Source organism: Ruegeria sp. CL6 (assembly GCF_056536465.1).
On record NZ_JBQFPR010000008.1, the window covers coordinates 19,947 to 42,510 of the forward strand.

Here is a 22,564-nt window from a genome sequence, read left to right on the forward strand (position 1 = left end):
GGATAGTCGATCCAGTTTTGTAGTCGCTGAGCTGCTTATCTAACAACTATATCTTTACCAGTTGCAAAGTCATAAGCCTCCGGACTTGGTCCATTTTTTCTCAACAGAAGTAGTCTTTCTTTTCCTTCTGTCAGGCTCGGAATATGGCCAGCTTGGATCGGCCGGATGACATAGCTATCGGCAACAAGTTCATTGAACAATCGCGCAATGAACCCGACTACATCCTTTCAACCAAGTCCATAAGTCTGAGATAGCGATGATCCGCTCTAAGTTCAGGTGATGTTTCGCCAACTAACGCAAGAATTTTCGGTAACTCATAGGGCGGTCGGCTCAAGATCTGGGGCGTCACTGCATTGAGCAGGTCAAGCGTTTCCTCGGGGAACTGAATAGTGATTGGTTCGTCCGTACCAACTTCGCGGGTAAATCGGTAGAATGGGTGACGGTCAGTTTCTACGGGCACCAAAAAACGCTTTACCGCCCTGTACACCACAGGAAAGCTGGTTCCTGTGTCATCAAGCACACCAATCCAAGACTCGACTGACGATGCCGTGCGGTAAATGCGTTCTCGCGGCCAAACTTCATTCAAAAAGGGTGTTACTAGCTTTTCCCAGCCCTCATCGTTATTTTGGCCGACTTTCCCCAACCACCAGATGAACTGGTTGCGGGTATCGTCGGACATTTCACGTACAATTTGGCGCATCTGCTGCTTGGTGATGCCATCTTCCGAATTGCGTCTGAACAAATACAGGAACCCCAGCCATTGCGTAACAACCTTCGCCAAGTCACGATCCCATTTTTGGTTTTCCACCCACTTGACCGCCTCCAGAAGGAGTGGCTTGACCAAAACAGCCAGCGGTGACCATGGAACCCGATTGCTGCATAGGAACCCATTCCAGGCTGGTTCAGCAGCGGTGTGATCAAACGCCAGCATAGGAATGAGTCGTGCTTTCACCCACTCAGGATCAACGTACATCAACCAGTTCAGCTTACTAAAGGCAATTGAAACGGCATGGTCGGAACCTTCGCCTGGAGAAGCGAACAACCGTTCAATACGGGTTTTTATGTAGTCTGGAATCAGAGAGTCTTGTTCCTGCTTCTCGCCAGGCACCGCGCGAAACAGAGCCTGAGCACACATTCCCAGAGGTCCATTTATTGCATGTTGGTAGGTGCGGCGCGATTTCTGAATGCCCTCACCGCCGAGACTGATTTCACCGATACCACTCTCAGTTGCAGCTTCACCGCCGCTTAAAACGCCGTCCACAACACTATCAAACACGTCCCAAGCAAGTTCGCTATCAAACTCGATTAGCTTTGTGATGTTCTGTTCAAGCCACCGACAAACGGTATGTCTCAACTCCATTATCACTGGTTGAGGAAGACGACTCAGACGGTGCAGAAACACCCTTCTTAGCCTGGGTGAGATTCCATCTGGAACCTCGTTGATCATCGCCGACCAAAACGCCTGTGGATAGTCATTTTCTCTCGCTGCGGCGGAAAGAGCAGATAACGCTTTGCGTGGGTTGGCTTTGACTAGTCCAGTAAAGGGCCGCTTCTCCGTGAAGCTCCCAAAGTCACGGTTTAGGTCATCTTTCGCCCTTGGCACTATCTCATCAACAGCTAGATCAAGAACAGCATCAGGTGTTTCATCTGTACCGACCCACCCAATTTGTGAACCGTGTTCAGTGACAGTGGATGTAGCCCAACCGTCACTCCAATTCTCAATGGTAGCAATGAGCGCTGAAAGACGATCACTTTGATCGCCGACCAGTTCACATCCCTGCAATTCCAGGTATCGCGTATATCTAGCTACCAATTCGTCACGCACGCTCGGATACACGTCATCAGACCAATAGCCTTTCTGATCTGGTCCTGCGAGTAGCCGTTGACCCAGCCGATGACGAAGCGGTTCGGGGAAATCCGCCCACCTGTCAACCAACAGAAAAATAAGTTCCCGTGACACATCGGTGTCCCAGAATACATCTTGGCTAAGTCCCAGTATCCGTTGACCAACCTCTTCGGGCCCAAACAGGTTGTCCTTTGACAAGGCGTAAAGGCCGAGTTTCCTGAAGAAGAACTTGTCCTCCATTGGCCAATTTAGGAAATGCCCCAATGCAACTTGGGGTGAAATCTGTGAAAGTCGTTCGAAAAGCTCGATGAAGAGCTTGAAAGCGTCAGCGGCATCGGGGTGCCGATCCTCTCCATCAATTTCGCGATCAGGGTAACAGGTTGGCGTAGAGAAATAGATCGTACCGATATCGGTTAGCATGCCAGACGCAGCCTTCATTGCATCTTCGAGCAAACCAAATACTTTGGGAAGTACGTCGTCAGGTATGTCCAAGTCGTCGTTGTGGCGTTCGAGAAACTTCACGTTAAACTGCCCCAGATGGCCGAGTTCGATCTCGGGCCAATCCGCAGATGTAGGGCGGACGCCTGCTAAGCTGTACGGCGGCTTGATATCTAGCTTCGGAGCAGCTACTCGCCCGAACTCTCGTAAAACACTTGGCGTCCAACCTTCAGTTCTTATCCGCCGTTTAAGGTCAAACCAGGCACCGTCCCATTCACGGTTCCGAGGGTCCTTGTGATGATCTAAGATCAGACTCCAGATGTGCCGAGCCTTGTCGTGAAGTTCCTCACGCTGACCAAAACGCCATTCAATGTGGTTCAGTAGGCGTGGATGCAAGCCGTTCTGCTTGATGGCCCACCAAGCGATAACAGGGCTAGCAAGGTTGTCTCCAACCCACCTTATCAGATGCCACAACCGGGGTGGGACGTTCGTGTAACCATCGGGTGCTCTCCCGCCTAGTCGATGTGCGTCAGATGGGTTTTCATCGCCATGCCGCCACGACAGCAAATCATCGTTAAAGATACCTTGGCGGTAGTCTTCATCTGACAGGTTCTGAAGATCATCATCCAAGCCGTAGGCCACATTTGGCTCAAAGACTTCAGCGTCTTCACCATACCCACTAGCCCGCTTAGCAGACCGAATGGAGCCGCTGAAAACACAAACCCACTCTGGATGCGTTGGGTGTTTAGCGTCGGCCAGCAGTTTGGCACCAGCTACTGATCGCAGAACATGTGCAACTTGCCCTCGCTGGTGCGGTTGCAACGACTTGGGGTCCTGTTCTGTCATTGAAATGACCGACCCACGCCATGCTCTGGGATCGTCTGCACGGTCTGCCCAAGCCTCCAATGTTTGCCAAAGGTCGGGGTGATCGGGATATGCAATCGCTGTTACACCGCGGTCACGCCACTTTGCTTCAACGTCCTCAGGCGCACCCTTGTCGAAGGCATAGATGCGTGTGCGGTCAAACTGTCCATCGTGGTTCAAACCTTGCAGAAGGTATTTGATTGGTGGGTCTTCAGCCTGATAGCCAACCAGAACGACAGTGTAATGCTCCAGTAAGTGCCGTATGAAATTCGTTGCCCATGCTTCTGAAAGATATGCTCGACCGAAGTCCGCACTGCTCAGGACGTAAGAATGTTGATCTGCGTCTTTGTCTGCAAGCCGCCCGTGCAGGTAGGTTATGCCTTCAACAGCACCTCCAAACGCAAGATCAGGGAAAGCAGGAGCCGCAAAAGTCGGAAAATCACCACCTAGTTCGAACAAAAGATCGAAATTGGTGGTGACGATCTGTGGTTCACCGTTTGGACTTGTTGAGATACGTTTTATGACGTCGTGGTGATGGCCGACTTGATCATTTCCCGATGAAGCTTGAAGGCGTTCAGCTACAAGGGCATTCACTTCGCCTCGTCCGTACTCCAGATGGAGCAGATTGAAAATTTGATCCAGCGGCATGTTTATTCCAGTCGGATCATCAATCCAAGGTTGGAACGCCCGCATGATTTCTGAATCTTTAGGTGGGTCAAAGTAGTCAATGACATATTGCGTCAATCCGATGAAACTCGGCATTCCGGATGGAAGTGAAACGCCAGCACCGCAGAGAAACACAACTCTACCTGCATCACAGCGTTCGAGCAGAACGTCAGGAATAATTGGACCGTTTGCATGAAATCTCATTAGTCACCAATCCGCGTTCGGGTCATCCAACCAACGTCAGCCAAGCCACCTTTTGAGAACTCCTGAAACTGCCTAAGTTCCCATTTCTCGATGATTGATGAGTTAATGTGCTTCACGAGGTTCTTGATTTGAACGTTTCTGGGTTTGCTCCTTGTATTGGCAACACGTCGCATCAGTTCTTCTTGAACGCTGCGCCACCAAAGTCCCTCTTTGTCCAAGAGCGCAGGGCGGTGTTCGTATCTGTCCTTCAGGCTACCCACCACGAGCCGTTCTTCTTGGCGTGACAATTTGAACCAAGTATCAACGAAGGCTCCGGCATCGATGGTCGCAAGAATAGGAATGTCCAAGTAACGTTGTTCTGACGGGTGATTTGTTACCTTCAGGTTTCCAATGAACTGTATCCAGTCATCCGTCAGAAAACCCAAAAGCTCCTTACCTGCATCATCCCTTAACCAAGCTTGATGCCATTCTTCGACTTTTTCGACCAGATAATTAAGGACCTCCTTGAATTCAGCACCTTCACGCCCGATGAACCCAAGCCCATCATACGAATCCAATTGGTTACCAAACCTTTCAACGACGCCTCGACAACGCTCGTACGTTAAAGCGGGGATGAACTGCCCATCGATGTAAGATTTCATTGTTTTGACCGTTTTGGGTACGGTTTGGTCAATTAGCTGATGTTCTGCCAGCATTAGAGAAACGCCGACCACGTGAAGGAACTCACCGACTTCAACATAGCTACCGCATCCCAAATTAGATTGCATATCTTCGACATCAGACCAGAACCCTGGCTCTGATCCATCAGAGAAGTCCCATTCATAGAAGTGCCAAAGCCTCTTCCAAGACGGCCAGGAACCAACACCAGCAACTTCATCCGCTTGGGCTAGTTCTGCATTCAATCTAGCCGCATCTACGACCCCAGAGGTAAGAATCGCAATCCACTGCTGAACAGTGATGACGGTTCTTATTCCGTTATGCTGCTCGTATTTGTTGAAGATACGTTTTTTGGGGGTTGGCTCTTTGTCTTTGTCAAATGAGAACTCATAGACATGGCGAACTTCATCTTTTCCCTCGTCATATTGCCCCAACAAATCCAAGGGTGTTAGAGACGCTGATTCATCAGCGAGATCGAGTTTGAACTCTATGAAGAAGATAAAGAACTGAACGATAAGATTCCGAACTAACTCGTCGTTCTTACGATAGTCTTCGTTCATACGCTCAAGTACAGTAGCCAACTGCCAAACGAACTGACGCAAAGCTCGAAGGTTGTGGAAACCAGACTTGTTGTAGAGTTCACGGATGTCCTGTTCATAATATTCAAGCAGCCCACGAACGTCGGACTGTCCGATTTCCCCGACGAACGACGCTAATGCGCTGTCGGGGTCGCTTTCCAAAAAAAATGAATGCCCGACTATCTTTTCTCTAAATGCAATAAAGTGATCATCTTTCAAACCGTCTGTATTCGCTAAAAGAATTACACGAGTATCACCATGCTCTACGAATCGATTCACAACGCCCAATAGTTCCGACATGGGGATTTGGCAGCGTTCTAAATCATCCAGAACCAAAAGTGCTCCGTCCATGTTCGTCGATGATTGTTCCAGTTGCGAAGTCACCGCATCAACGATTTTGTTCAGGTTTGCTGTACCCCCAAAAATGCCTCCTGATCCAAGTGTAAGTGCACCGCTGAAGATAGATCCAGCAAGGCCCGCCCCCTTGTGTAGTGTTTTCGTGAGAGAACCGGCACTTGCATAAAAGAGGTTGGTCTCCAATGACTGGACGTCGGGGATACCAAACACCGAAAGGTAGATGGGTTTGCGGTCTGTGAACGACTCATCTTCTAACAACTGCAATACAAAATGAGTTTTCCCGCAGCCCCAACGCCCTTCGACCAAAACCGCAAAGTGGGGTTTCGATTCAGTGTTTGCCCAATTTCTAAGAAATTCCTTTACCTCGGCCCTATCAATGCCCATTCGCAAAATACTCGCCACTAAATTGAATGAACAGTTTATGGCAGGTGCAGACGGTCACGTCGATCCTTGTTCACCAGACGTAACCCCAAACAATCGTTTTTGACCTGCACGCTGTGCTCAGCAATGAATCAAAGTACTAGCTGTGACAAGAACTCCCCGGCAAATCGTTGACAAGTTTGCAGTTATTTTGCGCAAACCAGTAGGTAGCTTGAGCAGACACTTCAATGACTGCTTTCCTGAAGCTGCGCGGTAGCTTGATACGCCTGAACGTACGGCGGCTCCGGGCCGGTCAGGTTAGGCAGGCGAAACTTTGAACGGAGACTTTGCGAAGTCTGCTTTCTGCGCGTCGCAGACCTTCGCGAGAATCCAAGCAAAAAGGCCGCATGGAACCCAAGGTTCCTTAGGGAGGCCCTTTGCGGGATTGAGCAACGCAAAGGACCATAACAGCAACGACTACGCCAAAAACTGATTGAATTCACCGCTAGGGCAGACAATCGCGCAGCGCAAAACTATGGGCAAACTACGCAAACTTATGGGGTGCGCGAAGTGTTATGCGCAAACCTACATCAGATCAGAAATCCAAGTTTTCAACGCTCAGTGCGTTTTTCTGGATGAACTCACGGCGGGGCTCCACCACATCGCCCATCAGCTTGGTAAACAGGTCGTCGGCCTCGACCATGTCATCCACGCGCACCTGCAACAGCGTACGGGCATCCGGGTCCAGCGTGGTTTCCCATAGCTGATCGGGGTTCATCTCACCCAGACCCTTGTAGCGTTGTAGCGACAGACCCTTTTCGCCTTCTTCCAGAATGGCGCGCAGCAGGTCCAGCGGGCCGTGGATGGCTTGCATCCGATCGCGGCGGATCAGAGTGGCCGGGGTGTTGTAAACCTCTTGCAGGCTTTGGGTAAAGCTGCCGGTCTTGCGCGCCTCGCCCGAGCGCAGCATCGGGCCGTCCAGCGTACGCACCTCCTCAACGCCGCGCAGGATGCGGGCCAGACGGATGCCGTGATCCTGGGTGATACGGCCCTGCCAGCCGCGTTCGTATTCCAGCGCGATCAGGTCCAGACGAGCCGCAACTTTGTCGGCCACACCCTGCAGGTCAGCATCCACCGCGCCGGGAACAAAGGCTCCGGCGACAGCAGCTTGTTCCAGAATGTGACGTGGATAGTGCGTCGGAAAGGCGTCCAGTACACGTTTCAACTGACGCGCTTCGTCCACAACGCGGGTCAAGTCCTGCCCGACAATCTCCTCGCCCGAGCCAAGTTTCAGCACCGCGCCCTCGACGCCCTGATTGATCAGGTAATCGTCCAGAGCGGCCTGATCTTTCAGGTAAACCTCTGACTTTCCACGCGAAACCTTATAAAGCGGTGGCTGCGCGATATAGAGGTATCCACCCTCGATCAGCTCGGGCATCTGCCGGTAGAAGAAGGTCAGCAGCAGCGTCCGAATATGCGCGCCGTCCACATCCGCATCGGTCATGATGACGATCTTGTGGTAGCGCAGCTTTTCGATGTTGAACTCATCGCGGCCAATACCGGTGCCCAACGCCATAACCAGATTGCCGATTTCCTGAGACGATAGCATCCGGTCAAACCGGGCACGTTCCACGTTCAGGATTTTCCCGCGTAGGGGTAGCACAGCCTGAGTCAAACGGTCCCTACCTGTCTGTGCCGAACCACCAGCCGAGTCACCCTCGACCAGAAAGACTTCGGTCTTGGACGGGTCTTTTTCAGAACAGTCCTTCAACTTCCCGGCCAGATAGTTCACATCCATCGCCGTTTTACGGCGGGTCAGCTCGCGCGCCTTGCGCGCAGCTTCACGGGCCAGCGCAGCCTCGATGATCTTGCCGACGATCCCCTTGGCCTCGTTCGGGTTTTCCTCGAACCACTCGGCCAGCTTTTCATTCATCAGACCTTCGACTGCCGGGCGCACCTCGGAGCTGACCAGTTTATCCTTGGTCTGGGATGAGAATTTCGGGTCCGGCACTTTCACCGACAGCACGCAGGTCAGACCTTCGCGCGCGTCGTCACCGGTAAAGCTGACCTTTTCCTTCTTCGCGATCCCGCTGGACTGCGCATAGTTGTTGATCGTCCGGGTCAGGGCGCCCCGAAAACCGGCCACATGCGTCCCGCCATCGCGCTGCGGGATGTTGTTGGTGAAAGGCAGTACCGTCTCGTGATAGCTGTCATTCCACCACATCGCGATCTCGACCCCGATATCGTCGCGCTCGCCCTTGATATAGATCGGCTCGGGCATCGCAGGCGTCTTGGACCGATCGAGATATTTGACGAACTCTTTAACGCCGCCCTCATAGAACAGCTCGGTCTCAAGCCTTTCAGCGGGGCGTTCGTCGATCAGGATAATCCGCACGCCGGAATTCAGGAAGGCCAGCTCGCGGAGGCGCTTTTCAAGCGTCTCAAATGAATATTCGAGGTTCGAGAATGTATTGGTCGAGGCCAGAAACCGCACCTCGGTCCCTGTCCGATCGCCACATTCGCCAACGACCTTCAGGTGTTCCGCCGTCTCGCCGCCCTCAAACCGCGCCACGTGTTCTTTACCGTTACGCCAGATGCGCAGCTCCAGCCAGTCGGACAGGGCGTTCACAACCGAAACACCCACGCCGTGCAGACCGCCCGACACCTTGTACGAGTTGCTGTCGAACTTACCGCCCGCGTGTAGCTGGGTCATGATGACCTCGGCGGCTGACACGCCTTCTTCGGGGTGAATATCCACCGGAATTCCACGACCATTGTCGCTGACCGAGACACTGGAATCGGCGTGAATTTTCACCGTCACATGGTCAGCGTGACCTGCCAGAGCTTCGTCAATTCCGTTGTCCACGACCTCATACACCATATGGTGCAGACCGGAACCGTCATCCGTGTCCCCGATATACATACCGGGGCGCTTGCGGACCGCCTCCAAGCCCTTGAGAACTTTAATGGAATCCGCGCCGTATTCTTGCGGTGCCTGTGCGTCTTCGGACATGCCGTTAGTACCTATATTATTTTGGTAACTTATACGTTTTCTGGTGGGGAATGTCACGCGATCCCACCAGATTTTGTGTTGCCGAGTGGCTTTTTCGGCAGATCAAAGCTGATCAAGGTCCGCCGCGATATCCGAGGCAATTTCTGCTGCGTTCACGTCCTTTCTTTCGGCCGACAAACGCAAGCCCAAAAGATCGGATTGATACCGCGCGGCCAACCGGTCAGGGTTATGATGCGCACCGATTTCTCCGGCCTCTTGCGCGCGCCGAAACAGAGTCGCAAAACAGTCCTTCATCGCCGACATGTGGCTGCTGGCCTGATCTGCCAGATCATGCCCTCTGGCCTGTAGCTCGGCAAAGGTCTTGGCCAACATACAAGCACGCGCAGGCATTTCACTTGCGTCTATCACGACTTGCGGCTGCGCTTTTAACGCCTGCAATGGCCCCATTTCATCCGCCATCGCCATCAACCGCGACACGCCATCCTGCGCGTAGCGCTCCAGACTCAGAGCATAGAGCGCATCCTTAGACCCGAACGCAGCGTAGAAACTGCCGGGCTTGAGATTCAGTTCACGCTCAAGATCCTTCAGGGATGTTCCAGCCCACCCCTGCCGCCAAAAGATATCCCTTGCCTGCGCAATCAGCGCGTCACGGTCATATGAAGGTTTGCGCGGCATTGACTTCACCAATTCTTGAACGTTCACTCAAATATATACTTGAGTGATCACTCAAGAAAGCCTAAATACGACTCACCGCGCCAGAAACAGGAGTTTTGACATGGCAAACTTCCCCTCTCATGACCTTGAAACCGCCCCAGAAGGGTCCAAACCGCTGCTCGCGAAATCGCAGGCCGCGTTTGGCCGCCTGCCCGGCCTGCATAAAGTGATGGCCGAAAGCCCGCAGCACCTGGAAGGCTATCAGGTTCTGCACCACCTGTTCCTGCAGACCGATTTTGACAATGACGAGAAAACCGTTGTCTGGCAGACCATCAATGTCGAAAACGAATGCCACTACTGCGTGCCGGCCCATACCGGTATTGCCAAGATGATGAAGGTCTCGGACGAGATTATCGAAGCCCTGCGCAACGAAACCCCGCTGCCGTCCGCCAAGCTCGAGGCGCTGCGGACATTTACGCTGCAAATGATGGAAACCCGTGGCAACCCGTCCGAGGCACAGCTTCAGGCGTTCTTTGACGCAGGTTATTCGCACCGAGCAGTTCTGGATGTTGTTCTGGGTCTGGCGCAGAAAACCATGTCGAACTACGTCAACCACATGGCCCAAACACCTGTTGATCAGGTTATGCGTGGCTTCTTGTGGGAACGCAAAGTCGCCGAGCCCGCCTAACCGCTAACGACCGAGCCCTCATCGCCTTCATTCACGATCAGCGTCTGGGCCCGGTCCGCCAATTCAGCAAACAGCTCAGGCCCGGTGCTCGTCATCCAGGCCTGAGCACCCAGTGCGCAAATCTCATCATACAGCGCCGCCCGCCGCCCGGCATCCAGATGGGCGGCAACCTCGTCCAGCAATACGATCGGAGGCGCGCCCACCATCCCCGCCAATGCCCGCGCATTGGACAGAATCAGCGAGACCAACAGCGCTTTTTGTTCCCCGGTTGAACAATCCTTGGCCGGAACGCCCTTGGCCGCGAACACACCATACAGATCCGACCGGTGCGGCCCCACCAAAGTTCGCCCTGCCGACAGATCGCGGAACCGGCTTTCGTTCAACGCTTCGCGCAGGTCATCCACCCTCTCCGGCATTGCACCTTCGGATTGCACCAGCTCCAGATCAGCCGAAGGAAAAGCAGTTTCCGCCTGGTCCTGCGCCGCACGCAGATGATCCAGCGCAGCCAAACGCGCGGCGTGGATACGATACCCGGTCTCGGCCATTTGCCCTTCTAGCGCAGCATACCAATGGGCATCGCGCACCTGCTCTTTCAGCAAGCGGTTCCTTTCGCGCATGGATTTCTCATAAGTCAACGAAGCCTCGGCGTGAGAGGGATCAAAACTCAGCGCGATACGATCCAGAAACCGCCGCCGCCCCTCGGCCCCTTCGATCCATAGCCGGTCCATTGAGGGGATCAGCCAGACAACCCGCGCCAGCTTGCCCAGATCAACCTGACTGGCCGCCTTGCCATCAATCCGAACCTGCCGCGCAGCGCCACCTTCGGACCAAGTCTCGATCTCGTAGTTCTGCCCCTGCGCCTCCAACAGCCCGGACAGCTTCCACCCCAGCGCCTCGGGCCGTCGGGTCATCTCAGCCGCACTCGCCCGCCGCATCCCACGACCGGGTGAGAACAACGAGACCGCTTCAAGGATGTTGGTTTTACCGGCCCCGTTGGGACCATGGATCGCAACCGGTCGCCCGTCCAGCGACAACCGCGCCAGCTTGTGCGACCTAAAATGCGAGACCGTAAGCTCGGTCAGGGCCAATCCCATGACCCCACCCTTCTTCTGTTCAAAAATACTTCCGCCGGAGGCATCGCGCGCCAGCGCGATCAGACACGCATCGGCATGACCACATAGACCGCGCTCTGGTCATTGCCTTCGCGCATCAGGGTCGGGTCACCGGCCGAGTTGAACAGGAACACCGCATTCTCACGATCGACCTGAGAAGCAATCTCGAGCAGGTATTTCGCGTTGAACCCAATCTCAAGCCGTTCGTCACCATAGGCCACGGCCAGTTCTTCCTCGGCGGCACCGCTGTCAGGCGCATTGACCGACAGAACCAGCTTGTCTGCGTCCAGTTGCAACTTCACCGCGCGTGACCGCTCGGATGAAACGGTCGCAACGCGATCCACGGCCTGCGCGAATTCGGCTGCATCGACTTCCAGTTGGCGCGTGTTGCCCTGCGGGATGACGCGCGTGTAATCGGGGAAAGTACCGTCGATCACCTTGGATGTCAGGGTGATGTCGGGTGTGGCAAATCGAACCTTGGTTTCGCTGACCGAGACAGCGATATCCATCTCATCATCATCCAGCAGCTTGCGCAGCTCACCCACGGTCTTACGCGGCACGATGACGCCCGGCATGTTCGCAGCACCATCCGGCAGGTCTGCATCAATACGCGCAAGGCGGTGACCGTCGGTAGCGACACAGCGCAGAACCTTGCCGCCTTCTGAGCCATCGGCCACATGCATGTACACACCATTCAGGTAGTACCGTGTTTCTTCCGTCGAGATGGCAAATTTCGATTTATCGAATAACCGCCGCAGCAACGCCGCCGACGCCGTGAAATTCGATTGGTACTCAGACGATGCCATGACCGGGAAGTCTTCTTTCGGCAGGGTCGCTAGCGAGAAGTTGGACCGTCCAGCCTCAACCGTCAGACGCCCGGCCGCGCTGTCGGCTGTGAGCGTCACCAATGCCCCATCCGGCAGTTTTCGCACGATCTCATGCAGTGTCGTGGCCGCCACAGTTGTCGCACCGGCCTTTTCCACCTGCGCAGACGCCTTGTCGACAACCTCGATATCCAGATCGGTGGCACGGAACATGGCCTGATCGCCTTCGGCTTCGATCAGCACGTTCGCAAGTATGGGAATGGTGTTGCGCCGTTCGACAACAGATTGGGCCTGTGAAACGGCCTTGAGAAGGGTGCCGCGTTCGATGCTGATCTTCATACCCTCAATTCCTTTGACTTGCGTGCCGAAATGGGCGGGACTGGCACGTTACCGTTTCCACCCTGAGGCACAAGGATTTTTTATGGATTACTGAGTCGGATTGCCCAAAGGGTCAAGAGGCGCGTGACCAAGCGGGCACAGTTCCTGCGCGACCGTGGATTATAGCGCACAAGAAAACGCCCCGCGCGTGAGGGGCCGGGGCGTTTTCTGAATGAACCGAATTCAGGCTTCCAGAGAGCGGCGCAGCATCTCTACGTCTTCGGCGATCTGGCCGTCAGTCGTCTTCAGCTCTTCAATCCGTTTGACACCGTGCATGACCGTGGTGTGGTCGCGCCCGCCGAAACGACGGCCAATCTCGGGCAGGGACCGGCTGGTGAGTTGCTTGCACAGATACATCGCCACCTGACGTGGGCGCGCATAAGACCGCAAACGCTTGGGGCCGATGATGTCGGACAGGCGGATGTTGTAGTATTCCGAAACTTTTCGCTGGATTTCCTCGACGGTGATCTTGCGCTCGGACGCGCGCAGCACATCGGCCAGGCAGTCCTGCGTCAGCTCCATGTCGATTTCACGACCCACCAGCGACGCAAAAGCGAACAGTCGGGTCAACGCACCTTCGAGAACACGCACATTGGTCGAGATGCGATGGGCCAGAAACTCCAGAACACCATCCGTTATGGTCAGGTCGGTATAGGTGCTGCTGTATTGCTGCACCTTGTTTTGCAGGATTCCCAGCCGCAGTTCATAGTCGGTCGGGTGAAGATCGACCACCAAGCCACATTGCAAACGCGACTTCACGCGGTCTTCCAGATCCTTGATCTCGCCCGGCGCGCGGTCGGCTGAGATAATGATCTGTTTGTTCTGGTCCACCAGCGCATTGAAGGTGTGAAAGAACTCCTCTTGCGTCGAATCCTTGCCGGCGATGAACTGCACATCGTCCACCATCAGAACATCGACCGAACGAAACAGGTGCTTGAAGTCCATCATGCGGCGTTCGCGCAGAGCCTGCACAAAGCGGTACATGAACTGTTCCGCCGACAGGTAAAGCACGTTCAGATCGGGGCGTTTTGTTTTCAGCTCCCACGCGATGGCGTGCATCAGGTGGGTCTTACCCAAGCCGACGCCACCATAAAGAACAAGCGGATTGAAGGTCACGGGGCCACCTTCAGAGACGCGACGCGCAGCGGCGTGGGCCAGTTCGTTTGGCTTGCCGACAACAAAAGTGTCAAAGGTAAAGCGCGCATCCAAAGGCGCCGCCTGCAGCGATTCGAGCGCATCATTGGCAACTTCGGCCACCTGCGGCGCGGGCGCCTCGTGCAATGCGACTGGCGCAGTTTCCGCTTCGACGGACGGCCGGGCCGGAGAATTTGCCGCGACCCGAAACGCCAGACGCTGAACAGGCTCGCCCGCCGTATTCAACTCATACAAGATGAGATCTGCAAAGTTCTGGCTAACATAATTGCCCATAAAATTGGTCGGCACCGAAAATACAGCCACGCCATCCTGCAGCTCTTGGAATTCAAGAGGTTCAATCCAGGTTGTGTAGTTGTTCTTTCCGATCGCCTTGAGCAGTTTGTTACGCAGTAGTCCCCATTTTTCTTGTGTCATTAAGCGCCTCACGCATCCCATTCTTTATTGGCCTGTCGGCCTTATTACTATGTTCCGGTTGCCCGGTTAACGTGTTCACACGCAACAGAGTACCCATCCGCCAAATCGTAATGATCTGGCGATTACTCCATAGAAAGTCGGCACTTACCGGTGTTCTGGCGTCCCTAAAGGGCACACCCCAACATCCGGGTTGCGCGTCGCAATCTCTTTTTTAGACAGGGCTGGGACGCCTGGATGTACCAAGTCCCACAGCAGATCAGCAAACCGACTTTACCGGTTGCCAACATTCGTTCCTGATCATCCTGATGCCCGTCAGTTTGATCGCTGGAACAGCCTGTCCCCCCAAGCGAGTGAATCGCTGAATCAGTGGTAACAAGAGGGTGAGGTTCCCGGCAACGAAACTCTGATATTGACTCGTGTCTAAGCGCGAAAGAATCTCTTGGCTTCGCCAAGCGCGGTATTCTGGCAACAGCAAAAAGGGCGCCGCACTGCGCGACGCCCTTCAAATTAGTTCAGCCTTCCTTACGTGACCTAAAGTCAGCGAAAGACTCAGCCCAGCGCTTTGACGCGGGCCGACAGACGCGACATTTTCCGCGAAGCTGTGTTCTTGTGGTAAACGCCTTTGGTGACGCCGCGCATCAGCTCGGGCTGAGCTGCGCGCAGAGCTGCGGTTGCAGCGTCTTTGTCGCCGGATGCGATCGCTTCTTCTACTTTACGCAGGTAGGTGCGGATGCGCGAACGACGTGCTTTGTTGATTGCGAAACGCTTCTCGTTCTGACGAGCGCGCTTTTTTGCCTGGGGCGAATTAGCCATGTGTATCTCGTGACCTTTGTTCGGTGCGGTTATCTGGGGTCGCGCGTCACGGAACTCTCCGCACCGGATCAGGGATCACGAGTGTGATTCTGGCCAAAGCGGGCCGCACGCGCATGTATAGCGGCGCTTACTATCCAAGTTGCAGGGGTTTGCCAAGCAGATTCTGCGTGGCCATATTCGGACATGAAAAAGGCGGGACATCGCCCGCCTGTTCCGATCCAGCAGAGGCGCCGATTATTTGTCGCGGAACTGCGCAGCGCGCTTTTCCAGAAAGGCGGCCATGCCTTCCTTTTGATCTTCGGTCGCGAACATCGAATGGAATACACGACGCTCAAACAGCATCCCCTCGCTCAGCGGCAGCTCATAGCTGCGATTGACGGCTTCTTTCGCGGCCATCGTGCTCAACTGGGACTTTTCAGCAATCTTCTGCGCCGCGCTCGTCGCTTCTTCCAGAAGTTTCTTCGCGGGAACAACTCGGCTGACCAGCCCTGCGCGTTCCGCTTCTTCGGCATCCATGAAGCGACCGGTCAGGTTCATGTCCATGGATTTGGACTTGCCGACAAACCGCGTCAGGCGCTGGCTGCCGCCCAGACCTGCAATAACGCCGAGGTTAATTTCTGGCTGCCCAAACTTGGCCGTGTCCGCCGCAATAATGAAATCGCACAACATCGCCAGTTCACATCCGCCGCCCAGCGCATAGCCGGCAACAGCAGCAATTACAGGTTTGCGAATTGCGCTGATCCGATCATTCACATCAGCAAACAGGTTCTTTGTATAAACGTCGACAAAGTTCATCTCGGACATCTCTTTGATATCCGCGCCGGCGGCAAAAGCCTTGTCCGAGCCTGTGATGATGATGCAGCGCACCTTGTCGTTTTGATCCGCTTCTTCCAGCGCGGTACACAGCTCCTGCGTCAGTTGCGAGTTCAGTGCATTCAGCGCGTCTGGTCTATCAAGTTTGATAAGAGCGACGTGGTCTTCGATTTCGACGATGATCGTCTCAAAAGCCATGAGGTGTAAGCTTCCGGTTGTTCCGTTCAGATACGATTCCTTATCACGCGAAAAAGCTGGATCAAGTTATCTTTGGCATTTCCCGCAATAGAAGGATGAACGACCGGACTGCGTGACTCTTTTTATGGCACTTCCACAACCGTCCGTTCGACAGGGTTCCCCCTCGCGCCCGTAGACATCAAAGCGATGCTGAAAATATCCAAGTTCTCCATCGGCTTGGCGGAAATCCCGCAGCGAAGAACCCCCGGCTTCGATAGCATCCGCAAGCACCTGCCGGATGATCGGAACCATGGCCGCGACACGCTGCGCAGAAATCTGTCCGGCTTTGCGACGTGGCGACACTCTGGCGCGATAAAGCGCTTCACAGACGTAGATATTTCCCAATCCGGCAACGATTCCCTGATCCAAAAGTGCAGACTTGACCGGAGTGTTCTTTCCCCGGAAAGCTTCGATCAGGTGTTGTTCATGAAAATCATTGCCCAAAGGTTCGGGTCCAAGGACCGATAGCAGCTTGTGCTTCTCTGCCGTCTCTGTCGGCAGCAAATCCATCGCTCCGAACCGGCGCGGATCGTTGAATGTGACACGTGCGCCATTGGCCATATGGAACACAACATGATCATGTTTTTCCGGCATCGGGTGGTCATGCACGAACTGCCCCAACGGGTCGCCCGACACTGTCATCCGCCCCGACATACCCAGATGAATCAGCAAAGTCTCTCCGCTGCTGAGGTCAGCCAGTATGTATTTCGAGCGTCGTCGCAGCCGATCCACCCTTTGCCCGGTCAGCCGTTCCGCCATCCGCTCGGGGAATGGCCAGCGCAGGTCCGGCCGATTCACATCGGCGCGTTCGATCACCACGCCCTCCATCGCCGGGGACAAGCCGCGTCTTACTGTCTCGACCTCGGGCAATTCGGGCATTACATGGCTCCTAATCCAAAGGGCCGCATTGTGCCCGATACCAATGGCCCTATAACAGAGACGAAATTCGACAAACGGCAAGGCAAATGTCCGACAGCAACGACAAGACCACTCATTTCGGGTTTGAAACCGTGCGCGAGGCTGAAAAGGCCGGGCGCGTGCAGGGTGTGTTCAACTCGGTCGCCTCGAAATATGACGTGATGAACGATGTCATGTCGATGGGCATCCACCGAGTCTGGAAAGACGCAATGATGGACTGGCTGGCCCCGCGCCCCGGTCAGCGACTGCTGGACGTGGCAGGCGGGACCGGAGACATTTCCTTCCGCTTCCTCAAACGCGCGGGCCATGGTCACGCCACCGTTCTGGACCTGACCGAGCCGATGCTGGTCGAGGGCCGCCAACGCGCCGAAGCCGATCAGATGTCGGACAGCCTGAACTGGGTCGTCGGCGACGCCATGTCCCTGCCCTTCGAGGACAACACGTTCGACGTCTACACAATCTCGTTCGGCATCCGAAACGTGACCCGCCCGCAAGAGGCGCTGAACGAAGCTTACCGCGTGCTGAAGCCCGGCGGCCGCCTGATGGTGCTGGAATTCAGCCAGTTGCCCAATGACGGGCTGCAAAAGCTCTATGATCTCTACAGTTTCAACGTCATCCCACGCATGGGCAAGCTGATCGCCAATGACTATGACAGCTATCAGTATCTGGTGGAATCGATCCGCAAATTCCCCGATCAGGAAACCTTCCTCGGTATGGTCCGCGCCGCCGGGTTTGATAACGCCAAGTACCGCAATCTGAGTATGGGCATCGCCGCCTTGCATTCCGGCTGGAAAATCTGATGCGCGGTCCACACAATATCATCCGCCTGATCCGTACAGGCGCCACATTCGAGCGCACAGGCGCCATGAACGTGGTGCTTGACGCATTCGAGGCACCAAAAGCGCTGCGCGTCCTCGCTCATACCTTGGGGAAACCGTTCCAATGGCTAGGGTACAAGGGCGACCCGTCGATGCCCCCCGCCACCCGAGCACTCACGGCACTGGGTCCGGCCTATATCAAGTTTGGTCAGGTTCTCTCGACGCGGCCCGATGTCGTGGGCAACGAACTGGCAGAACAACTGCGCGTCCTGCAGGACAAGCTGCCCCCCTTTTCCAAGGCCGAGGCTATGGCCGAGGTCGAAAAAGAACTTGGCCAACCCGTGGCCGACATATTCGACGAGTTCAGTGAACCGATCGCCGCGGCGTCGATCGCTCAAGTCCACAAGGCGAAACTGTCCAGCACGGGCGAGGATGTCGCCGTCAAAGTCCTGCGCCCCGGAATCGAGCGCGCCTTCCGCAAGGATGTCGACGCCTTCTACTTCGCCGCGCGTATCGTGCAGCTATTTGCCCCCGGCGCGCGGAGACTGCGCCCGATGGAAGTAATCGAACATTTCGACGGCGTCGTGCGCGGTGAGCTGGATCTGCGTCTCGAAAGTGCCGCCGCCTCGGAATATGCCGCCAACACCAAGAACGACACCGGCTTCTGGCTGCCCCCGGTGGTTTGGTCCCTATCGGCTCGCCGCGTCATGACCCTCAGTTGGGCCGACGGCATCCCGCTGGGCGACAATGACGCGCTGGATGCCGCCAATCACAATCGCCGCGATCTGGGTGAACGTGTCCTGCGGCTGTTCCTCATGCACGCCCTGCGCGACGGCTATTTCCACGCCGATATGCACCAGGGCAACCTCAAGGTCGCCGCCAATGGCGATATCATCGCCTATGACTATGGCATCATGGGCCATATCGATGAATACACCCGCCGGGTCTATGCAGAAATCCTCTTTGGCTTCATCCGCCGCGACTACAAACGCGTGGCCGAGGTCCATTTCGAGGCCGGCTACGTCCCCGCCAATCAGGACGTTGACGAATTCGCCCGCGCCCTGCGCGCTGTGGGTGAACCGATCTTCGGGATGGACGCCACCCATATCTCAATGGGCCGCCTGCTGAATTACCTGTTTGAAGTTACCGAACGCTTCGGCATGGAAACCCGGACCGAGCTGATCTTGCTGCAACGCACAATGGTTGTGGTCGAAGGGGTTGCACGCTCGCTGGACCCACATATCAACATCTGGGAAGTCGCCCGCCCTGTGGTCGAAGATTACATCAAGCAATCCATCGGCCCGCGCGCGGCTGTGCGCGATTTCGGAAAAACGGCCATGGTTCTGGCCCGCTTCGGCCCTCGCCTGCCCGCTCTGGTGGAAAACGCGCTGATCGCACAAACCCAGAAGGACGAGCCCAAAAACACCCGCTTCTGGTCAACGGCGCTCCCCGCAACCATCGGCGCAGTCGCAGGCGCAGCCCTTGTTCTGATCGTGACGGCGCTCAGCTAAAAACGATCCGTCCCTTCATCTGGCCAAAAATATCCTCGGGGGGAATCGCGCCACGGCGCGATGGGGGGCAGACAGCCCCCCAGCAACATCTCAAATCAGAGCAGCTCAAAGGCAATGGCGATCCCCTGACCGCCGCCGATGCACATCGTCACCAGACCTTTGGACCCACCGATCCGCTCCAGCTCATACAGTGCTTTCAGCGTGATGATCGCACCGGTCGCCCCCACGGGGTGACCCAACGCAATCGCGCCGCCATTCGGGTTGACCTTGGCGGTGTCCAGCCCCAGTTTGTTATTGACGGCGATTGCCTGCGACGCGAAGGCTTCGTTGCTTTCGATCACGTCGAAATCCTCAACCGTCAAACCAGTGCGCGCCAACAGGTTCTGTACCGCAGGCACCGGACCGATGCCCATCACTTCGGGCCGCACACCCGCGTGGCCATAGCCCAGAATCCGCGCTTTCGGCTTCAGGCCCGCTTTCTCAGCCGCGTCCGCCGTCGCCAGAACCATCGCGGCCGCACCGTCATTGATGCCCGAGGCATTCCCCGCCGTGACACGGCCATCTTTCTTGAACGCCGGACGCAACCCTGCAAGCGCCTCTGCCGAGGTCTGCTTCGGGTGTTCGTCGACCATAAAATCCACCATGTCGCGCTTGACCTTGACCTGAACCGGCGTGATCTGGCTTTGGAAATACCCAGCCTCAATCGCAGCAGCAGCACGAGTCTGGCTGGTCAGGGCGAATTCATCCATCTGTTCGCGCGTCACCTGATGTTCGTCGGCGACGTTTTCGGCCGTAACACCCATGTGCCCGGTTCCAAAGGGGCAGTTCAGCGCGCCCAGCATCATGTCCAGCGATGTGACGTCGCCCATTTTCGCGCCCCAACGCGCCTGCGGAACGATGTACGGGCTGCGCGACATGCTCTCGGCACCACCAGCGACGGCAAATTCTGCATCCCCCAGCATCAGCGACTGCACTGCCGACACAATCGCCTGGGCACCGGACCCGCACAGACGGTTCACGTTCATCGCAGGTGTTTCAACCGGAATACCCGCTTGTTTTGCGGCGGCACGAGACAGGTACATATCGCGCGGTTCGGTGTTGATCACGTGCCCGAAAACCACGTTGCCGATCTGCGCGGCCTCAACCCCGGATTTCTCCATCGCGGCCTCGGTCACAACAGTCGCCAGATCAATCGGCGCGGTCGAGGCCAATGCCCCGCCAAAGGTTCCAACCCCAGTGCGGGCGCCATCAAGAATGACGATATCTTTCATGTCTCTTCTCCTCTTGGATTTGGCGGCACTATGCATTCGTCAGGTTAAGCTGTCCCATGGGACGTACCGTCACAAGCGGAATTGACATCACATCCCGAAAGGCGCATGAGATTCCGTCATGACGGAAAAATCAGACGATATCCTGACACGCCTGCCCGCGCGCCTGAAAGAAGCGCGCCGCGCCAAGGGGCTGTCCCTCGAAGCCGTGGCCAATCTCAGCGGTGTGTCCCGGTCCATGGTCAGCCAGATCGAGCGGGGCGAAAGCAGCCCCACCATCTCGACCCTGTGGAACCTGACACGTGCCCTTCAAGTGGATTTTGCAGGTCTTCTAGAGGAAGCCGACAGCGCCGATCAGATCGAGGTTCTGCGCAGCGCGGAAGTGCCCAGCATCGACAATATGGGCCAGAACTGCCGAATTCGGATTCTTTCCCCGCCCGAGGAAGCAGGCGGTCACGAAGTCTATGACATCCACTTTGAGCAAAACGGCGGATTGACCAGCCCACCCCACGCGCGGGGGGCGCGTGAACAACTGACCGTGCTCGAAGGCTCTGTTCGCGTGACATCCGGTTCCGCCATCCGCGATCTGAAACAGGGTGATACGGCGCGATACGCCGCTGACGTTGCCCATTCGATCACGGCCGAAGGCGCTGCAAGGGTTTTTCTGATCGTCAAAAACGCTTGAGCCGGCAAAAATCCGCCTTCACGGAATTTTTTCCGTCATTTTGAAAATCCCCTATTTGGGAATTTATTCCGCTATGTTAGACACGCGACTCAGAGCAAGGAGATCGCCATGGCTGATACGTTCCTGTCCCACATCACGGACACCCTCGCGCAGATCGAAGCGGAAGGTCTGTATAAGCGCGAGCGCATGATCACCTCGCCGCAGGGCGGAGAGATCACGGTAGGCGGCAAACAGGTCATAAACCTGTGCGCCAACAACTATCTGGGTCTAGCCGATCACCCGGCGCTGATCAAAGCGGCCAAGGACGCGATGGAACCCAAGGGCTTTGGCATGGCCTCTGTGCGTTTCATCTGTGGCACACAGGACATACACCGCGAGTTGGAACAAAGGCTGGCGCAGTTTCTGAACAAGGACGACGCAATCCTGTTTGCGGCCTGCTTCGATGCCAACGGAGGACTGTTTGAACCCTTATTAGGGCCAGAGGACGCCATTATCTCGGACAGCTTGAACCACGCTTCGATCATCGACGGGGTGCGGCTGTGCAAGGCCAAGCGTTACCGGTATCTAAACAACGACATGGCCGACCTTGAAGCCTGGCTGAAACAGGCACGCGAGGACGGGGCGCGGCATATCATGATCGCAACCGATGGCGTGTTCTCGATGGATGGATATCTGGCGAACCTGCCGAAAATCCGCGAACTGGCTGACAAATACGACGCCATTGTCATGGTCGATGACTGCCATGCCACCGGCTTCATGGGACCGAACGGGGCAGGTACGCCGGATCATTTCGGCGTGGATGTGGATATTCTGACGGGAACTTTGGGCAAGGCACTTGGGGGGGCAATCGGCGGTTATATCGCTGGGCCGCAGCCAGTGATCGACCTGCTGCGGCAGCGGGCGCGGCCCTATCTGTTCTCGAACTCGCTGCCGCCTTCCATCGTTGCCGCCGGTCTCGAAGCGATCCGTCTGGTCGAAGAAGGGGGCATGCTGCGCGCCCAACTGTTCGGAAACGCAAAATACTGGCGTGCAGGGTTAGAGAAGTTGGGCTTCGACCTTCTTCCCGGCGAACACCCGATCATCCCAGTGATGCTGGGCGAGGCGACGCTGGCGCAGGAAATGGCTGCACGGCTGTTTGATGAGGGCGTTTACGTCTCGGGCTTTTTCTTCCCGGTCGTCCCGCGTGGTCAAGCACGGATCAGAACGCAGATGAATGCGGCCCTAACACGGGAAGAACTGGATCGCGCTCTGGCGGCTTTTGGCAAGGTTGGCAAAGAGCTGGGAGTGATCTGA

At 55.8% G+C, this 22,564-nt stretch carries 17 protein-coding genes; 5 read left to right on the plus strand and 12 right to left on the minus strand.

Features of this window, described 5'->3' with window-relative positions; genetic code table 11:
* Positions 1–35 precede the first annotated feature (35 nt).
* The 5 genes from ACR0LH_RS18400 to ACR0LH_RS18420 form a co-directional block, all read right to left on the minus strand.
* Entirely contained in the window at positions 36–200 is a 165-nt protein-coding gene (locus ACR0LH_RS18400; RefSeq protein WP_480504130.1) for a DUF3291 domain-containing protein, read from the minus strand.
* Positions 201–217: 17 nt separating this feature from the next.
* The gene (locus ACR0LH_RS18405; protein WP_480504131.1) at positions 218–4,018 is read right to left on the minus strand and encodes an SIR2 family protein; all 3,801 of its coding nucleotides are present in this window, start codon (positions 4,016–4,018) and stop codon (positions 218–220) included.
* Positions 4,018–5,994: a P-loop NTPase fold protein gene (locus ACR0LH_RS18410; protein ID WP_480504132.1), complete on the minus strand. Its 1,977-nt coding sequence runs from the start codon at positions 5,992–5,994 to the stop codon at positions 4,018–4,020. Before ACR0LH_RS18410 ends, ACR0LH_RS18405 begins: the two co-directional genes overlap by 1 nt.
* 571 nt (positions 5,995–6,565) lie before the next feature.
* Positions 6,566–8,983, minus strand: coding sequence for a DNA topoisomerase (ATP-hydrolyzing) subunit B (gyrB, locus tag ACR0LH_RS18415; RefSeq protein ID WP_170388735.1), 2,418 nt, complete (start codon positions 8,981–8,983; stop codon positions 6,566–6,568).
* Between the two features lie 102 nt (positions 8,984–9,085).
* A complete protein-coding gene (locus tag ACR0LH_RS18420; protein ID WP_170388734.1) occupies positions 9,086–9,658 on the minus strand; it encodes a TetR/AcrR family transcriptional regulator in 573 nt (190 codons plus the stop codon).
* A gap of 100 nt (positions 9,659–9,758) precedes the next feature.
* Here ACR0LH_RS18420 and ACR0LH_RS18425 point away from each other — a divergent pair, with 100 nt between their 5' ends.
* The gene (locus tag ACR0LH_RS18425) at positions 9,759–10,325 is read left to right on the plus strand and encodes a carboxymuconolactone decarboxylase family protein (RefSeq protein ID WP_480721999.1); all 567 of its coding nucleotides are present in this window, start codon (positions 9,759–9,761) and stop codon (positions 10,323–10,325) included.
* Here the strand turns inward: ACR0LH_RS18425 and recF are convergent.
* The 6 genes from recF to mutM form a co-directional block, all read right to left on the minus strand.
* Positions 10,322–11,419, minus strand: a complete 1,098-nt coding sequence (recF, locus tag ACR0LH_RS18430) for a DNA replication/repair protein RecF (protein ID WP_480722001.1) — start codon at positions 11,417–11,419, stop codon at positions 10,322–10,324. The two genes, ACR0LH_RS18425 and recF, sit on opposite strands and share 4 nt — an antisense overlap.
* Before the next feature lie 59 nt (positions 11,420–11,478).
* Positions 11,479–12,600: a DNA polymerase III subunit beta gene (gene dnaN, locus ACR0LH_RS18435; RefSeq protein ID WP_170388731.1), complete on the minus strand. Its 1,122-nt coding sequence runs from the start codon at positions 12,598–12,600 to the stop codon at positions 11,479–11,481.
* Positions 12,601–12,822: 222 nt separating this feature from the next.
* Positions 12,823–14,208 carry a chromosomal replication initiator protein DnaA gene (gene dnaA / locus ACR0LH_RS18440; protein ID WP_480722003.1) on the minus strand — a complete coding sequence of 462 codons (1,386 nt, stop codon included), beginning with the start codon at positions 14,206–14,208 and terminating at the stop codon, positions 12,823–12,825.
* Positions 14,209–14,757: 549 nt separating this feature from the next.
* The gene (gene rpsT, locus ACR0LH_RS18445) at positions 14,758–15,021 is read right to left on the minus strand and encodes a 30S ribosomal protein S20 (protein WP_170388729.1); all 264 of its coding nucleotides are present in this window, start codon (positions 15,019–15,021) and stop codon (positions 14,758–14,760) included.
* 234 nt (positions 15,022–15,255) lie between these two features.
* Positions 15,256–16,032: an enoyl-CoA hydratase gene (locus tag ACR0LH_RS18450; RefSeq protein ID WP_170388728.1), complete on the minus strand. Its 777-nt coding sequence runs from the start codon at positions 16,030–16,032 to the stop codon at positions 15,256–15,258.
* 66 nt (positions 16,033–16,098) lie between these two features.
* Positions 16,099–16,950, minus strand: coding sequence for a bifunctional DNA-formamidopyrimidine glycosylase/DNA-(apurinic or apyrimidinic site) lyase (mutM, locus tag ACR0LH_RS18455; RefSeq protein WP_480722005.1), 852 nt, complete (start codon positions 16,948–16,950; stop codon positions 16,099–16,101).
* 86 nt (positions 16,951–17,036) lie between these two features.
* On the opposite strand from mutM, the gene ubiE reads away from it, so the two are divergent.
* Together ubiE and ubiB are read left to right on the plus strand one after the other, a co-directional pair.
* A complete protein-coding gene (ubiE, locus tag ACR0LH_RS18460) occupies positions 17,037–17,789 on the plus strand; it encodes a bifunctional demethylmenaquinone methyltransferase/2-methoxy-6-polyprenyl-1,4-benzoquinol methylase UbiE (protein WP_170416227.1) in 753 nt (250 codons plus the stop codon).
* A complete protein-coding gene (gene ubiB, locus ACR0LH_RS18465) occupies positions 17,789–19,318 on the plus strand; it encodes a 2-polyprenylphenol 6-hydroxylase (RefSeq protein WP_480722007.1) in 1,530 nt (509 codons plus the stop codon). Before ubiE ends, ubiB begins: the two co-directional genes overlap by 1 nt.
* A 95-nt stretch (positions 19,319–19,413) precedes the next feature.
* On the opposite strand, the gene ACR0LH_RS18470 is transcribed toward ubiB, so the two are convergent.
* Entirely contained in the window at positions 19,414–20,589 is a 1,176-nt protein-coding gene (locus ACR0LH_RS18470; protein ID WP_480722008.1) for an acetyl-CoA C-acyltransferase family protein, read from the minus strand.
* A gap of 118 nt (positions 20,590–20,707) precedes the next feature.
* Between ACR0LH_RS18470 and ACR0LH_RS18475 the strand changes: the two genes are divergently transcribed.
* Positions 20,708–21,271 (plus strand): XRE family transcriptional regulator, encoded by a 564-nt coding sequence (locus ACR0LH_RS18475; protein WP_170617690.1) that lies wholly within the window; start codon positions 20,708–20,710, stop codon positions 21,269–21,271.
* Positions 21,272–21,379: 108 nt separating this feature from the next.
* Entirely contained in the window at positions 21,380–22,564 is a 1,185-nt protein-coding gene (locus ACR0LH_RS18480) for a glycine C-acetyltransferase (RefSeq protein ID WP_480722010.1), read from the plus strand.

Bases quoted from the DNA above. Each gene is read 5' to 3' on its own strand.
- ACR0LH_RS18450 (WP_170388728.1), bottom strand. From the start codon at position 16,032: ATGGCTTTTGAGACGATCATCGTCGAAATCGAAGACCACGTCGCTCTT.
- ACR0LH_RS18470 (WP_480722008.1), bottom strand. From the start codon at position 20,589: ATGAAAGATATCGTCATTCTTGATGGCGCCCGCACTGGGGTTGGAACC.
- ACR0LH_RS18410 (WP_480504132.1), bottom strand. From the start codon at position 5,994: ATGGGCATTGATAGGGCCGAGGTAAAGGAATTTCTTAGAAATTGGGCA.
- ACR0LH_RS18475 (WP_170617690.1), top strand. From the start codon at position 20,708: ATGACGGAAAAATCAGACGATATCCTGACACGCCTGCCCGCGCGCCTG.
- ACR0LH_RS18480 (WP_480722010.1), top strand. From the start codon at position 21,380: ATGGCTGATACGTTCCTGTCCCACATCACGGACACCCTCGCGCAGATC.
- mutM (WP_480722005.1), bottom strand. From the start codon at position 16,950: ATGCCCGAATTGCCCGAGGTCGAGACAGTAAGACGCGGCTTGTCCCCG.
- recF (WP_480722001.1), bottom strand. From the start codon at position 11,419: ATGGGATTGGCCCTGACCGAGCTTACGGTCTCGCATTTTAGGTCGCAC.
- gyrB (WP_170388735.1), bottom strand. From the start codon at position 8,983: ATGTCCGAAGACGCACAGGCACCGCAAGAATACGGCGCGGATTCCATT.
- ubiE (WP_170416227.1), top strand. From the start codon at position 17,037: ATGTCCGACAGCAACGACAAGACCACTCATTTCGGGTTTGAAACCGTG.
- ACR0LH_RS18425 (WP_480721999.1), top strand. From the start codon at position 9,759: ATGGCAAACTTCCCCTCTCATGACCTTGAAACCGCCCCAGAAGGGTCC.
- dnaN (WP_170388731.1), bottom strand. From the start codon at position 12,600: ATGAAGATCAGCATCGAACGCGGCACCCTTCTCAAGGCCGTTTCACAG.
- ubiB (WP_480722007.1), top strand. From the start codon at position 17,789: ATGCGCGGTCCACACAATATCATCCGCCTGATCCGTACAGGCGCCACA.
- dnaA (WP_480722003.1), bottom strand. From the start codon at position 14,208: ATGACACAAGAAAAATGGGGACTACTGCGTAACAAACTGCTCAAGGCG.
- ACR0LH_RS18405 (WP_480504131.1), bottom strand. From the start codon at position 4,018: ATGAGATTTCATGCAAACGGTCCAATTATTCCTGACGTTCTGCTCGAA.
- ACR0LH_RS18420 (WP_170388734.1), bottom strand. From the start codon at position 9,658: ATGCCGCGCAAACCTTCATATGACCGTGACGCGCTGATTGCGCAGGCA.
- rpsT (WP_170388729.1), bottom strand. From the start codon at position 15,021: ATGGCTAATTCGCCCCAGGCAAAAAAGCGCGCTCGTCAGAACGAGAAG.